15 protein-coding genes are annotated in these 12865 nt (G+C 65.3%); 10 read left to right on the top strand and 5 right to left on the bottom strand.

From position 1 onward, the window contains the following. Positions 1-107: 107 nt before the first annotated feature. Together JCM9942_RS04585 and ybaK are read left to right on the top strand one after the other, a co-directional pair. Positions 108-593 carry an asparaginase domain-containing protein gene (locus JCM9942_RS04585; protein WP_054657976.1) on the top strand — a complete coding sequence of 162 codons (486 nt, stop codon included), beginning with the start codon at positions 108-110 and terminating at the stop codon, positions 591-593. Beyond that, entirely contained in the window at positions 594-1070 is a 477-nt protein-coding gene (gene ybaK, locus JCM9942_RS04580) for a Cys-tRNA(Pro) deacylase (protein ID WP_054657972.1), read from the top strand. Positions 1071-1141: 71 nt separating this feature from the next. On the opposite strand, the gene JCM9942_RS04575 is transcribed toward ybaK, so the two are convergent. Both JCM9942_RS04575 and sufT read right to left on the bottom strand, forming a co-directional pair. Beyond that, positions 1142-2242, bottom strand: coding sequence for a branched-chain amino acid aminotransferase (locus JCM9942_RS04575; RefSeq protein WP_054657970.1), 1101 nt, complete (start codon positions 2240-2242; stop codon positions 1142-1144). Positions 2243-2308: 66 nt separating this feature from the next. Continuing rightward, positions 2309-2860, bottom strand: coding sequence for a putative Fe-S cluster assembly protein SufT (gene sufT / locus JCM9942_RS04570; RefSeq protein ID WP_054657968.1), 552 nt, complete (start codon positions 2858-2860; stop codon positions 2309-2311). A 108-nt stretch (positions 2861-2968) separates the two neighbouring features. On the opposite strand from sufT, the gene JCM9942_RS04565 reads away from it, so the two are divergent. The 6 genes from JCM9942_RS04565 to JCM9942_RS19995 all read left to right on the top strand — a co-directional run bounded on the left by JCM9942_RS04565 (position 2969) and on the right by JCM9942_RS19995 (position 7140). Continuing rightward, positions 2969-3391, top strand: a complete 423-nt coding sequence (locus JCM9942_RS04565) for a hypothetical protein (protein WP_054657966.1) — start codon at positions 2969-2971, stop codon at positions 3389-3391. A gap of 160 nt (positions 3392-3551) precedes the next feature. Beyond that, positions 3552-3905: a hypothetical protein gene (locus JCM9942_RS20005; RefSeq protein WP_054657964.1), complete on the top strand. Its 354-nt coding sequence runs from the start codon at positions 3552-3554 to the stop codon at positions 3903-3905. Further along, positions 3803-5008: a TonB-dependent receptor gene (locus JCM9942_RS04555; protein WP_256202303.1), complete on the top strand. Its 1206-nt coding sequence runs from the start codon at positions 3803-3805 to the stop codon at positions 5006-5008. The genes JCM9942_RS20005 and JCM9942_RS04555 overlap by 103 nt, the downstream gene beginning before the upstream one ends. 23 nt (positions 5009-5031) lie before the next feature. Next, complete coding sequence (locus JCM9942_RS04550) at positions 5032-6504, top strand: TonB-dependent receptor domain-containing protein (RefSeq protein ID WP_054657960.1); 1473 nt, start codon at positions 5032-5034, stop codon at positions 6502-6504. Beyond that, positions 6458-6952, top strand: a complete 495-nt coding sequence (locus tag JCM9942_RS20000) for a hypothetical protein (RefSeq protein ID WP_256202302.1) — start codon at positions 6458-6460, stop codon at positions 6950-6952. The genes JCM9942_RS04550 and JCM9942_RS20000 overlap by 47 nt, the downstream gene beginning before the upstream one ends. Then, complete coding sequence (locus JCM9942_RS19995; RefSeq protein WP_256202301.1) at positions 6934-7140, top strand: 2OG-Fe(II) oxygenase; 207 nt, start codon at positions 6934-6936, stop codon at positions 7138-7140. The genes JCM9942_RS20000 and JCM9942_RS19995 overlap by 19 nt, the downstream gene beginning before the upstream one ends. Here JCM9942_RS19995 and JCM9942_RS04540 read toward each other — a convergent pair. Next, positions 7125-8948 carry a tetratricopeptide repeat-containing sulfotransferase family protein gene (locus JCM9942_RS04540; protein ID WP_158499995.1) on the bottom strand — a complete coding sequence of 608 codons (1824 nt, stop codon included), beginning with the start codon at positions 8946-8948 and terminating at the stop codon, positions 7125-7127. The genes JCM9942_RS19995 and JCM9942_RS04540 overlap by 16 nt on opposite strands. Positions 8949-9339: 391 nt before the next feature. Between JCM9942_RS04540 and JCM9942_RS04530 the strand changes: the two genes are divergently transcribed. After that, positions 9340-10281, top strand: a complete 942-nt coding sequence (locus tag JCM9942_RS04530; protein WP_145974369.1) for a helix-turn-helix domain-containing protein — start codon at positions 9340-9342, stop codon at positions 10279-10281. Between the two features lie 6 nt (positions 10282-10287). On the opposite strand, the gene JCM9942_RS04525 is transcribed toward JCM9942_RS04530, so the two are convergent. Both JCM9942_RS04525 and JCM9942_RS04520 read right to left on the bottom strand, forming a co-directional pair. Further along, entirely contained in the window at positions 10288-11742 is a 1455-nt protein-coding gene (locus JCM9942_RS04525) for an NAD(P)(+) transhydrogenase (Re/Si-specific) subunit beta (RefSeq protein ID WP_054657951.1), read from the bottom strand. Next, positions 11739-12047 carry an NAD(P) transhydrogenase subunit alpha part 2 gene (locus tag JCM9942_RS04520; RefSeq protein WP_054657950.1) on the bottom strand — a complete coding sequence of 103 codons (309 nt, stop codon included), beginning with the start codon at positions 12045-12047 and terminating at the stop codon, positions 11739-11741. Before JCM9942_RS04520 ends, JCM9942_RS04525 begins: the two co-directional genes overlap by 4 nt. Positions 12048-12181: 134 nt before the next feature. Between JCM9942_RS04520 and JCM9942_RS04515 the strand changes: the two genes are divergently transcribed. Further along, positions 12182-12733 carry an RNA polymerase sigma factor gene (locus JCM9942_RS04515; RefSeq protein ID WP_083468407.1) on the top strand — a complete coding sequence of 184 codons (552 nt, stop codon included), beginning with the start codon at positions 12182-12184 and terminating at the stop codon, positions 12731-12733. Positions 12734-12865: the final 132 nt, after the last annotated feature.

Below are 12865 nucleotides of genomic sequence, written 5' to 3'. Positions count from 1 at the left end.
CGCGGTGACGCCAATGCACCCCTGCCGCGGTCGGCGGACGCGCTTTATCATGCCCGCCAGCGCGGCGCGTTCGCCGCAGGCAGTCACCGCAAGGATTTACCGCAATGATGGAAGAACTCCTGATCGTCACCACCGGCGGCACGATCGACAAGATCTACTTCGACGACAAATCCGACTACCAGATCGGTGATCCGCAGATCGGCATGATCCTGCGCGAGCTGGGCGTCACCTTCCGTTTCAACGTGATCCCGATCCTGCGCAAGGATTCGCTGCACATCACCGACGCCGACCGCGAACTGATCCGCGCCACCATCGCCGCGCAGCCGACCCGCCATGTGCTGGTCACCCACGGCACCGACTCGATGGTCGCCACCGGCAAGGTGCTCAGCACCCTCCCGGGCAAGACCATCGTGATGACCGGCGCGCTGAGCCCGGCCCGGTTCCGCGGTTCGGACGCCGAATTCAACATCGGCTGCGCGATCGGCGCGGTGCAATCCTTGCCGGAAGGTGTCTACATCGCCATGAACGGCCGCATCTGGAATCCGGAAAAGGTCCGCAAGAACGTCGACGCCAACCGTTTCGAAGCGCTGTAAGTGGCCAAGGGCACCCGCGCCACCGCCGCGTTGGCCAGAGCCGGCGTCGCCCATGACGTGCATGCCTACGACTATTCGGCCGAGGTCGACAGCAAGGGGCTGGCCGCCGCGCAGGCGCTGGGCATCGTGCCGGCACGAATGTTCAAGACGCTGATGGCCTGGGTGGACAAGCAGCCGGTGGTGGCGGTGATTCCCTCCGACCGGCGGCTGTCGCTGAAGAAGCTTGCCGCCCACTGCGGTGGCAAGCAGGCGCAGATGATGGAAGTCCCCGAGGCCGAGAAGCGCAGCGGCTACAAGGTCGGCGGTATCAGCCCGTTCGCCCAGCAGCGACCGGCCGCAATCGTGTTCGCCAGCTGTGCGCGGCAACACGCCACGCTGTACATCAACGCCGGCCAGCGCGGCCTGCTGCTGGAGATCGCCCCCGCCGATGCCGTGTGCTTCCTGCAGGCGACGCTGGCCGATATCTGCGAGGACTGACAGCCCACCGTCCCGCGCAACAAAAAGCCCCGCAACAGGCGGGGCTTTTTGTGGGATCAGCCGGGGCGGACTCAGGCGTCCAGACGCACCAGCCAGCCGTGGCGATCGGCCTGACGACCGTACTGGATGTCGGTCAGCTCCTTGCGCAGCGACATGGTCACCTCGCCAGCCGGCGCATCCAGGTTGCCCACCGAGAAGCCCTCGCCCTTGAGCTGGCCGATCGGGGTGATGACCGCGGCGGTACCACAGGCGAACACCTCGGTGATCTCGCCCGAGGTCACGCCCTGCTTCCACTCGTCGAGGGTGACCTTGCGCTCTTCCACGGTCATGCCGCGGTCGCGCGCCAGCTGCAGGATCGACTCGCGGGTGATGCCTTCCAGGATGCTGCCCGACAGCGCCGGGGTGACCAGCGTGTTGGTCTTGCCGTAGACCAGGAACACGTTCATGCCCCCCAGCTCTTCCAGGTACTTGCCCTCGACCGGATCCAGGAACAGCACCTGCGAGCAGCCCTGCGCCTGCGCCTGCTGCTGCGGCAGCAACGAGGCGGCGTAGTTGCCGCCGCACTTGGCCGCACCAGTACCGCCCTTGGCCGCACGCGCGTAGTCGGTGGACAGCCAGATCGCCACCGGCGCCACGCCCTTGGCGAAGTACGGGCCCGCCGGGCTGGCGATCACGTAATAGCTGGCCTTGTGCGCGCCACGCACGCCGAGGAAGGCCTCATCGCCGATCATGAACGGGCGGAAGTACAGACTGGCCTCGTCGGCATCGGACACCCAGTCCTTGTCCACGGCGACCATCTGCTTGAGCGACTCGACAAAGATCTCCACCGGCAGCTCCGGCAGGGCCAGGCGCGCGGCCGAACGCTGCAGGCGGCGGCCATTGGCCTCCGGCCGGAACGTCCAGATCGAGCCGTCGGCATGACGGTAGGCCTTGATGCCCTCGAAGATCTCCTGGCCGTAATGCAGCACGGCCGCGGCCGGATCCAGCGCGATCGGCCCGTACGGCATCACCGCCGCGTCATGCCAGCCAGTGTCCTTGTCCCAGCGTACGGCCACCATGTGGTCGGTGAAGTGCAGGCCGAAGCCCGGCTTCTCCAGGATCTTGGCGCGCTCGGCGGCGCTGCGGGGATGGTCCGAACGGGTGACGGCAAAACTCAGCGAAGACTGGGACACCGGATAATTCCTTCCAGATTGCGGGTTGGGACGCCGCCCGATGCCAGGCCGGCACCGGGTCGGGAACTACAGCATGCCGGTTTCGAGCCGGGCGGCCTCGGACATCATGTGCCGGCCCCACGGTGGATCGAACACCAGATCGACGTCAGCTTGGGCCACCGTCGGAATCATTTCCAGCTTGCTGCGCACGTCGTCGACCAGAATCTCGCCCATGCCGCAGCCAGGCGCGGTCAGCGTCATCTTCACATCGACTTCGCGCTTGCCATCGTCCAGATGCTTGATGTCAACCTCATAGATGAGGCCAAGATCAACGATGTTGAAGGGAATTTCCGGGTCGAAGCAGGTACGAAGCTGCTCCCACACCAGTTTTTCCACATCTTCGTCACCGGCGTTCTCAGGCAGCTCCAGCCCCGGTGGCGGCTCCTTGCCGATGGCATCGCCGTCCTTGCCGGCAATGCGGAACAGATTGCCCTCGACAAACACGGTGTAGCTGCCACCCAGTGCCTGGGTGATGTAGCCGTAACTGCCGGCGGGCAGGGTCACGCTGTCGCCCTGCGGCACCATCACGGCCGGGCAATCGCGTTCGAAATGGACGGGTTCGCTGCTGCGGGAATACATGTAGAGGGATATGGGGACGCGGAAACTTCCCGCAAGGCGGCCATTTTATCCGACTGGGCACCCTCGCCGCTGAAACGCTATGCTGCCGAATCTGTTCGGGAATGCCCCATGTCCTTAGTTTCCTCGCCGGCCGGTCGCCCCCACCACTGGCTCTGGCCGCTGTTGCTGCTGCTGGGAAGTATCACCATCGCCGTCGCGTGGCTGCTGGCCGCGCTGGCCACCGGTACCCAGGCCGGCTGGATGGCGGTCCTGGCCGCCCTGGAAGCAGCCTGGATGCTGCGCCTGGGCACCTTCCGCGCGGGCCGCGCGCGGGTCGTCATCGCCATCGCCGCCACCGTGCTGATTGCCGCTGCCGCCAACTGGGGCATCGCCGCCGCGTATATGGGCGGACCGATGGGCCTGAACCCGTGGGAATCGGCATTGCGTATGGGCCCGCACCTGGCGTGGACGCTGCTGGCACTGGCCAACGGCCTGCCCGAAATGCTCTGGCTATCCATCGCGCTGCTGGTGGCGTGGCGCGCGGCGCGCTGACGCGGGCTGTTGTTCCGGGTGCAACCCCGGTCAAAAAATCCCAATCCTGCCGGGGCGAAATGTCAGTTCCGGCACATAGACCTGTGCCTGATGCGCACACTCATCGGCGTTAAATATTCGTAATTTCTTCGCACCGAGTACCCACCCTGCGGAGTCAAACGTGAGTATCCAGCCCCTGAGCCACGCCATTCGTTGCGCCCTGCTGCCGATGTCCACCGCCGCGCTGGCGCTGGGCGCGGTCGGCGACGTCCTCGCCCAGGACACGCCTCCCAAGGAAGAAGCCACCAACCTGGATCGCATCCAGGTCACCGGTTCGCGCATCAAGCGCGCCGACCTGGAAACCTCCAGTCCGGTGTTCGTGATCGATCGCCAGAACATCGACAACTCCGGCGCAGCACGGTCGGCGAGTTCCTGCAGCGCACACCGGCCATTGCCGGTGCCGCCACCAATCCCCAGGTCAACAACGGCGGTGGCGCCGGCGCGGCCACCATCGACCTACGCGGCCTGGGCGTGAACCGCTCGCTGGTGCTGGTCGACGGGCGTCGCTGGATCGGCACCGTCAGCAACGCCAACGGCGCGGTAGACGTCAACTCGATTCCGATGGCGGCCATCGAACGCGTGGAGGTGCTCAAGGATGGCGCCTCTGCGATCTATGGCTCCGATGCCATCGGCGGCGTGGTCAATTTCATTCTGCGCAAGGATTTCGATGGCCTGGAGGCCTCCGCCTACTACGGCATCTCCTCGCGCGGCGATGCAGGCACGCAACGCTTTGACGCGACCTTCGGCATGACCGGCGAGAAGGGCAACCTGATCCTGGGCGCGAGCTATGACAAGGAGGATTCGGTCAGTGCAGCCGACCGTGCCTATTCCAGCCAGCCCTACCAGCTGTATGCCGGCGAAAAAGGCATCGGCGGCACCAGCCGCATCCTCACCGGCCGCTATGTGCTGCCGCGCGATGTCGCGCTGGCCCGTGGCGCCACGCTCGATGCGAACTGCGCCCAGCCGAGTGCCGCCAACCCCAATCCGAACGTGGTGCTGACCCGCATCGACGGCCGGCCGGGAACCTCGGGCTCCGACTTCCGCTGCTTCAACGGCCAGACCGACGTCTACAACTTCCAGGCCGACGGCAACCTCAACCTGACGCCGCAGGAACGCACCAGCATGTTCGTCAGCGGCAACTACCGCCTGAGCCAGCATGTCGAAGCTTTCCTGCTGGGCTCCTGGCTCAAGACCGAGTCCTCGTTCTTCATTGCGCCGCTGCCATTCGACGGCCGTGCCGCGGTCGACAACGTGCCGATCAGCAAGGACAGCATCTACAACCCGTTCGGCGTGGACATCACCGATGCGCGTCTGCGCCTGCGTGACTTCATCCCGACCCGTACCACCCGATTCGAGACCGATACCTACCAGATCACCGCGGGTTTGCGCGGCAATTTCGGCGACAGCAGCTGGAGCTGGGATGCGGCCTACTCCTATGGCCGGACTCCGCAAAGCTCGTCGGTACGCGGCTACCTGTACAGCCCCGGCCTGACCGATGCGCTTGGCCCGTCGATGATTGACCCGGCCACCGGCAACCCGATCTGCGTGCGGACACCGGGCGATGCCACCACGCTATAGCCGGTTGCCTGCCGGTCAACTTCATGGGCCCGGCCCCGGATCCGAACACTCCTGCCGGCCAGGCGCAGCTGGCGGCCTTGAACCTGATCAACCCCACCATCACCAATTCCAACGAAAACGACCTGAAGGTCTTCAGCGCCAATATCACCGGTGACATGTTCGAGCTGCCCGCCGGTATGGCCTCGCTGGCGGTCGGCGTGGAACGCCGCGAAGAATCGGCCAGCTCCACCAGTGACTTCCTGACCATCATCCCGCCGGGCGAAACGGTGTGTCTGATCACCCAGGAAGCCTGTACGTTCGGTGATATCTCGGGTTCTTTCGACGTCAACGAGATCTACGCCGAAGCCCTGCTGCCCCTGCTTTCGGATATGCCGTTCGCCGACAAACTCACTGTCACTCTCGGCACCCGCTACTCGGATTACTCCAACTTCGGCGGCACCACCAATTCCAAGATCGGTGTGGAGTGGAAGCCGTTTGCCGACCTGCTGGTCCGCGCCACCTACGCTGACGTGTTCCGCGCTCCGACCATCGGCGATCTGTATGCGCCGACCGTCCCCAGCGCCAACACCTATACCGACCCCTGCAACGGCTACACCGGCGGCAATCCCGTCGCCTGTGCTGGCGTTCCCACGGATGGCTCGTTCCAGCAAAGCAACAACCAGGTCACCTCGTTCCAGGTTGCCGATCCCAACCTGCAACCCGAGGAAGGCAACGTCCTCACTTATGGCTTCGTCTACAGCCCCGGCTGGCTGGAAGGTTTCAGCGTCACCGCCGACTACTGGCGGGTGAAACTGGACCAGTTCATCACCAACCTGCCGGAAAACGTGATACTCAACCAGTGCTTCAACCAGGGCCGCTACTGCGACACCTTCGTCCGTGACGACGCCGGCGACGTTGCCCAGATGACCAACGTGATCGGCAACTTCGGCAGCCTGAAGACCTCCGGCGTGGACATCGGCATGCGCTACATGTTCCCCGAAAGCGCCTGGGGCAAGTTCTCCTGGAACCTGGATGCCACTTATCTGGCCGAGTACAACGTGCGGCTGCTGGCCGGCGATCCCACCAGCGACGTCGGCGCATTCCCGGAGATTCCGGAGAGCGTTGGCCTGGCCGGCACCTTTGTCGACAATGCCTCCTCCGGCTTTGGCAACCTGGCCCGCTGGCGCGCGCTCAACGACATCAGCTGGTCGCTCGGCAATCTGAGCGCCAGCATCACCACCCGCTATGTGCACCACGTCTACGAGGCGCCGGATGTGGCCGATCCCAGCGAGCCGGGCTTCGTCGCCAAGCGCCGGGTGCCGTCCTACACGCAGACCGACTTCCAGATCGGCTACCAGTTCGAGGAACTCAAGAACAGCTCCATCCAGGTCGGCGTGCGCAACCTTACTGACCGCCAGCCGCCGTTGATCTATTCTGGCTTCAACGCCTCTACGGACATGCGGACCTACGATGCCATCGGCCGTTACTACTGGATGCGCTGGACTGCCCGTTTCTGAGTCCACCCTCGCAACAGCGTCATCCGCCGCGGCCAACGCCGCGGCGGATACTTCCGGAGCGGACCTGCGCCATTACATCCGTACCTACGATCACAGCCTGCCCGCTGAGCTGTGCAGCAAACTCATCGACTCTTTCAATTCGCTGGCCCGCTTCCAGCAGCGCAACGGACGCGGCGTGCGCGCGGGCCTGGATGACAGCGCCTGGACCGAGCTGGACGTGAGCCGCCTGTCCGATGCACCGTTTCTGTCCTTCTTCCGGCAACTGGTCAGCCAGGCACTGCACCGCTACAACGCCGACGTGGGCCTGCCGATCGCCGTACCCGACAGCCCCCTGCTCAGTCCGCTGATCCTCAAGCGCTACCGTGCGGGGAACGAGGAAAAATTCCAGACCCACTTCGACTCCATCAATGAGTCTGCGACCGTTATCTGGTGTTTCTCTGGTATCTGAACGATGTCGACAACGGTGGCCGGACCTGGTTCCCGGGCCTGCATACCGGGATCGCGCCGCGCGCTGGACGGTTGCTGATGTTCCCGCCGTACTGGATGTACGCGCATCAGGGGCAAGCCTCGCCGGACCAGGACAAGTACATCCTGTCGACGTACCTGCGCTTTCCGCAGCGTCAGTCCCACCTGTAGCCGTAGCGCTCCACCCACGGCGCCAGCGTGGCCAGCGTGGCGTCACTGAAATGCGCGCGATAGCGTTTCCAGCGGTCGATGGCATTGGCATTGACCGGCTGGATCACCTGCGCATAGCTGGGCGTATTGATGCGTCGGGTGCGCGTCGCCGACGCGCGGTGTGAAGCCAGTTGTTCCGGCGCCATCGACAGCGAAAGAAACCCCATCAATGCCTCCAGCCGTGCGGGCACGTCATGCACAAGGTCCTCATAGCGCAGTACATGCACGCGCACAGGCACCCGCTGGCGCTGCGCCTCCCACCACGCCATCACCGCCGCATAGGTGCGCGCGGTGGATTCCAGCGACGCAAAAGCCAGCGCGCCGCCATTCATGCCGAATGCCTGCATGTGGCAACTCAACACGCAGTCACAGGGATGGCGCAGCAGCAGCAGCCAATCCGATTGCGGAAACAGGCGTGCCACATACGGCAGGCGCGTCATCGTCAACGGGTATTTGTCGACCAGGCGATGCTGCGGCTGCACATGACGGCGCACTTCGCTCCAGTAGCACTGACGCGCCTGCACGATCTGCGCGGGCCTGAGCGCGGCCAGCGAATGATCCAGATCGCTGTCCCGCCAGTGGGCGTCATTGCGCAGCTGCTCGATGGCAACCTCCAGCGCCGGCCGCTCGTCCAGCACATCCAGCTGCGGATGGGCGTCCAGCATCCGCTCCAGCAGGGTGGTACCCGAGCGGGGAAATCCGACAAGAAATACCGGATCCACCGGCGCCGCATCTTCAACCTGAGCCTGCCATGACACAGGTGCGGGATGGCGCATGCGTTGCTGCAGCCAGCCAAGGGGGGCCGGAGGCCGGGTATCCGGCAGACGTTCCAGGAACGCCGCCCCTGCCGCATCGTGGGCGTGCGCCAACGCCGCCATAGCGTCATCGACGGCACCCTGCATGTCGTGGCACTTGGCCAGCTCAAACTGCAACTGGGCCCGCATGGCGGCCGGCAGCTCGCGCGACAAGACAGGCATCAATCGTGCGATCGCGGCACCGGCATCGCCAAGCCGCCGCGACACGCGCGCCGAGGCCAACGCGAACATGCCGGCATCGGACGCTGCTGCTTCCGGCTCGATCGGATCAATTACGGTGGCGGCTTCGGGGATTCGGTTCAGCCGTTCCAGCAGCAAGGCGAGCCGGATGCGCGATTCATGATCGCCAGGCGCCTGCTGCAGCAGGCGCCGATAGAACGCCAACGCCTGTTGCTCCCTGCCGGCCTGCGCCCACAGCCAGGCCAAAACCCGTTGCTGCTCTGCATTGAGTCCTGCTTCATTCACGCCATCAAGGCACTGCACCAGCGCGTCGAACCGTTCCAACTCTGAAAGTGATTGCGCGTAGGCCAGACGCACATCGTCAGCATCGGGCTCTGTTGCGAATGCTCGTGCCAACCAGTCGTTGGCTTCAACGAAACGGTGCAATGCAAGACACGCCAACCCCTGTCCCAGCCAACACGCCACTGTCTGGCTTCCCAGCGCCCGCGCACGCTGGAACGCAAGATCGGCGCCGGCGTGATCACGACATTCCAGACAGGCATTGCCCAGATTGATCCACAGCTCGGATGACTGCGGCTGCAGGCGTGTCGCCCGGTCCAGCAGCTGCCGAGCCGTCCCGGCTTCGCCCTGCTGGGCCATCGCCAGCGCCAGCACCTGGAGGCCTTGAACCGAATCGGGGGTCAGCTCCAACAGCTGGCGCATCAATGCCGCTGCCTGCCGTGGTTGACCGCGATTGAGGTAGTCGAGCGCCTGAGCAAGCTGGATCTGCACCACCGCCACGTCTCCCGATCAGTTTCAGAAGGAACAATAAGCAGATGAATTCGCAACAATGGTCTATCCGAATGCAAAGCCAGGCACGGCCTTGATCGAGCCATGCAAGCAGCATAAAGCCGTCCGGAAACCTGGCAACTCTCTCCCAGGCGAGACCTTGGCTCAGCCCTCGATACCAACAGGGCAAGCAGGGGGCATTCCGGAGCTGCCCGGCATGTCCGGGCTTTTTTCATTACATCTTCACTCCCCGTCCCGAACATTACGGACCTGACAGTTCCTGCCGGAATTCCACAGCCTGAATCGCCGTACTTTTCAGCGTGTCGATGGGTTGTTCCGTGCCTACGTCCCCGCCATTTCCCTGTATCGCCGGCTGCACGCCCGCAACGGAAGCGAAGTGAGAATCCAGCACCATCACCTCCACGGCATCCACTCCTTGGAGCTGCCGGCTCAACAACCGGCGTGCGTGCATGCCATCGCCGGCAGCAGCCGCGGCGCCAGGCTGTCGATTCCCGCCGGCTGGATCAGCGTCGTCGGGGTACTGCGCGGGGTGGTGGAGCTGGGCAATGGCGACACCCCCTGGCAACTGACCTCACGGCATCTGCAACTCTGGCTGGATGGCAACCTGCGCATCGCCTGCCGCACTTCATGCTGGTGGCTGTGCATCACCGCACCCGCACACGTGTGGCACGAGCTTCCCTGCCGCAGCCCCGGCGGCACCAATCTGATCCCGGGCGAAACCCGCTGCCCGCAGGCACTCGGCCGTCCCGTGGTGCACCTGGCGCGTGCGTGCTGGTTCGGCGGTGGTACCGACGAGGCCGCGGTCGTGGACAGCATGACCTGGCTCCGTGATGCACTGATCGAGCACCAGCAGGAACGGTACGACCAGCTGAACCGGTGCAGCGGACGTACCGCGGTGCGCCGCCATCAGACCCTGCTGCGCCTGCTGCGGGTGCAGCACCTGATCCGCTGCAACATCGATGACCGTCTCGACCTGGCCCGGCTTGCGGCTGTGGCCAACTACTCTCCGACCCACCTGATCCGCATCTACCGCAGCGTATTTGGCGAGACGCCGTGCGAGTACGCCACGCGCCTGCGCCACCAGCGCGCGTGGGAGCTGGTCTACACCACCGACCTTTCGGTCTGCGAGATCGCCGATGCCCTGGGCTTTGAAAGCGAGAGTGCGTTCTGCCGTGCGTTCAAGCACGCCTTCGGCTGCACCACCAGCGAAGCACGGAAAGGCCTGCGCGCTCCCCCAGCATCATTTGCCTGTACCGGCCTCGTCGCCGACGACCTGCAACCACCTGCGGCGACCACCGCCCCCGTAGTTTTCCATTGAGCCCCCTCAGTGCCCGCCGTCCAGCGCCTTCAACTCGCTGACCAGTGAGCTGGCCGCTTCGGCACCATCGCCGTACAGCATCCGCGTGTTGTCAGCGTAGAACAGCGCGTTCTCGATGCCCGCAAAGCCGGTGCCCTTGCCGCGCTTGATCACGATGGTGTTCTTGGAATGGACCACGTCCAGGATCGGCATGCCGTAGATCGGGCTGGTAGGGTCGGTCTTGGCCACCGGATTGACCACGTCGTTGGCGCCGATCACCAGCGAGACGTCGGTGGTGGCGAACTCGGGATTGATGTCATCCATGTCGGCGATCAGGTCATACGGCACGCCGGCCTCGGCCAGCAGCACGTTCATGTGCCCGGGCATGCGCCCGGCCACCGGGTGGATGGCGAACTTGACCTTGACCCCGCGCTCGATCAGCCGCTGCGCCAGTTCCCAGATCTTGTGCTGGGCCTGCGCCACCGCCAGGCCGTAACCCGGCACGATCACCACGCGCTCGGCAAACGCCATCATCGCCGCCACATCGGCCGCTTCGATCGGCTTCTGCGAACCACCGATCTCCGCCCCCTGCCCGCTGCCGCCGAAGTGGGAGAACAGCACGCCGCTGATCGGCCGATTCATCGCCCTGGCCATCAGCCGGGTCAGCAGGATGCCGGCCGCGCCGACCATCATGCCGGCAATGATCAAGGCCTCGTTGCCCAGCACATAGCCCTCGAAAGCCACCGCCAGACCGGTGAAGGCGTTGTACAGCGAGATCACCACCGGCATGTCGGCACCGCCGATCGGCAGGGTCATCAGCACGCCCAGCGCCAGCGCCACCACGAAGAAGCTGATGATCGCCAGCGGCTGCAGGCTGATCGCCGCCCACACCCCCAGCACCAGCATCGCCACCGCCACCAGCAGGTTGAACACCTGCTGCCCGGGGAAGGTGACGCGCTTGTCCAGGCGCCCGTCGAGCTTGGCCCAGGCGATGATCGAACCGGACAGCGATACCGCACCGATCGCCGAGCCGATCACCGCCAAGGTCAGCACCGTCGCGGACGGCTGCCGCGCCGCCAGATCGGCGATGGCCTGCGCGCTCCAGTGGCGGGTGTCCCGGCCGGCGACGTCGGCGAAGCGCAGCAGCTCCACCGCGCCGATCGCCGCCGCCGACCCGCCACCCATGCCGTTGTACAGCGCCACCATCTGCGGCATGTCGGTGATGGCTACCTTCTTGGCCGATACCCAGGCCAGTCCGGTGCCCAGCCCCAGCGCCAGCGCGATCAACGCGAGGTTGTGCAGCCCGGGCAGGAAGAACGTGGCCGCCGTGGCGATCAGCATGCCCAGTCCGGCCCAGTGGATGCCGCTGCGCGCGGTCTTCGGCGAGGCCATCCGCTGCAGACCGAGCAGGAACAGGGTGGCCGCGACCAGATAGCTGGCGCTCACCAGCCAGGAAAGCAGTTGCGTGGTTGTCAGGTTCAAGCCTTGTCCTCCGTGCTGCCGGCCTTCTTGCTGGACTTGAACATCTCCAGCATCCGCTCGGTGACCACATAGCCACCGGCCGCGTTGCCTGCGCCCAGGACCACGGCGACAAAGCCGATGGCCTTCTCCAGCGTGGTGTCGGCGTGGCCCAGCACCACCATCGCGCCGATCAGCACGATGCCGTGGATGAAGTTGGAACCGGACATCAGCGGGGTGTGCAGGATCACCGGCACCCGCGAGATGATCACGTGGCCGGCGATCGCGGCCAGCATGAAGATGTACAACGCTACGAACCCGTCGCTCATTGCTGTGTTCTCCAAGGCTGGATGCGCCTGTCCAGCATCATAACCATGCAACGAAAGCCCAGGCGACCACTGCCGTGTCAACCGATCGGGCGCCCAGGCGTTATTCCATCCAGAACCCCCCGGAACGCTACCCTGTGCTGGTGACCAGTCCACCCCTGATGCCATCTGCCGCGGCACCGGCCTCGCTGGACGTATTTCTGGCCGGGGTCGGCCCGCGCGCCTTCCGTTTTGCCGAGGCCGGTCTGCGCCAGCGCGAGGACGCGCTGGACGCGGTGCAGGACGCGATGGAGCGGATGCTCGGCTACCGCGACCAGCCGCCCGAGGAATGGACCCCGCTGTTCTGGAGCATCCTGCGCCGGCGCATCATCGACCTGCAGCGGCGCCGCAGCTTCCGCTTGAAGTTCTGGGCACCGCAGGACGAACAGGACCAGGACAGTGCCATCGACTGGGCCGACCACGCCGCCGGTCCGGCACAGGCGCACGAGCAGCGCGAGGACTACGCGCGGCTGGTGCAGGCGTTGCGGCGGCTGCCTGCCCGCCAGCGCGAAGCTTTCAGCCTGCGCGTGCTGCAGGAGCTGGATGTGGCCACCACCGCCAGAGCGATGGGCTGTTCGGAAGGCTCGGTCAAAACCCACCTGTCGCGCGCGCGCGACGCATTGCAGAAACAACTGGAGGCCACGCGGTGAACCGCCTGCCCACACCCCCCGATCAGTTCGACCACCGGCTGCAGCTGCTGCAGCAGCACGCCAATGGCGCGCTGTCGCACGCCACCCTGGCCCGCCTGCGGGGTGCCCGACAGGCCAATGCGGCTGAGGCGA

The organism is Stenotrophomonas pictorum JCM 9942 (genome assembly GCF_001310775.1).
In the GTDB taxonomy this organism is placed as follows: Bacteria; Pseudomonadota; Gammaproteobacteria; order Xanthomonadales; family Xanthomonadaceae; genus Stenotrophomonas; species Stenotrophomonas pictorum.
The sequence above is the reverse complement of the archived record's forward strand: the minus strand, read 5'-3'. Positions and strand labels throughout refer to the sequence as shown.

Excerpts from the sequence above, each read along its gene's own strand:
- JCM9942_RS04520 (WP_054657950.1), bottom strand. The coding sequence starts at position 12,047 with ATGAGCGACGGGTTCGTAGCGTTGTACATCTTCATGCTGGCCGCGATC.
- sufT (WP_054657968.1), bottom strand. The coding sequence starts at position 2,860 with ATGTATTCCCGCAGCAGCGAACCCGTCCATTTCGAACGCGATTGCCCG.
- JCM9942_RS04550 (WP_054657960.1), top strand. The coding sequence starts at position 5,032 with ATGGGCCCGGCCCCGGATCCGAACACTCCTGCCGGCCAGGCGCAGCTG.
- JCM9942_RS04565 (WP_054657966.1), top strand. The coding sequence starts at position 2,969 with ATGTCCTTAGTTTCCTCGCCGGCCGGTCGCCCCCACCACTGGCTCTGG.
- JCM9942_RS04585 (WP_054657976.1), top strand. The coding sequence starts at position 108 with ATGGAAGAACTCCTGATCGTCACCACCGGCGGCACGATCGACAAGATC.
- JCM9942_RS20000 (WP_256202302.1), top strand. The coding sequence starts at position 6,458 with ATGCCATCGGCCGTTACTACTGGATGCGCTGGACTGCCCGTTTCTGAG.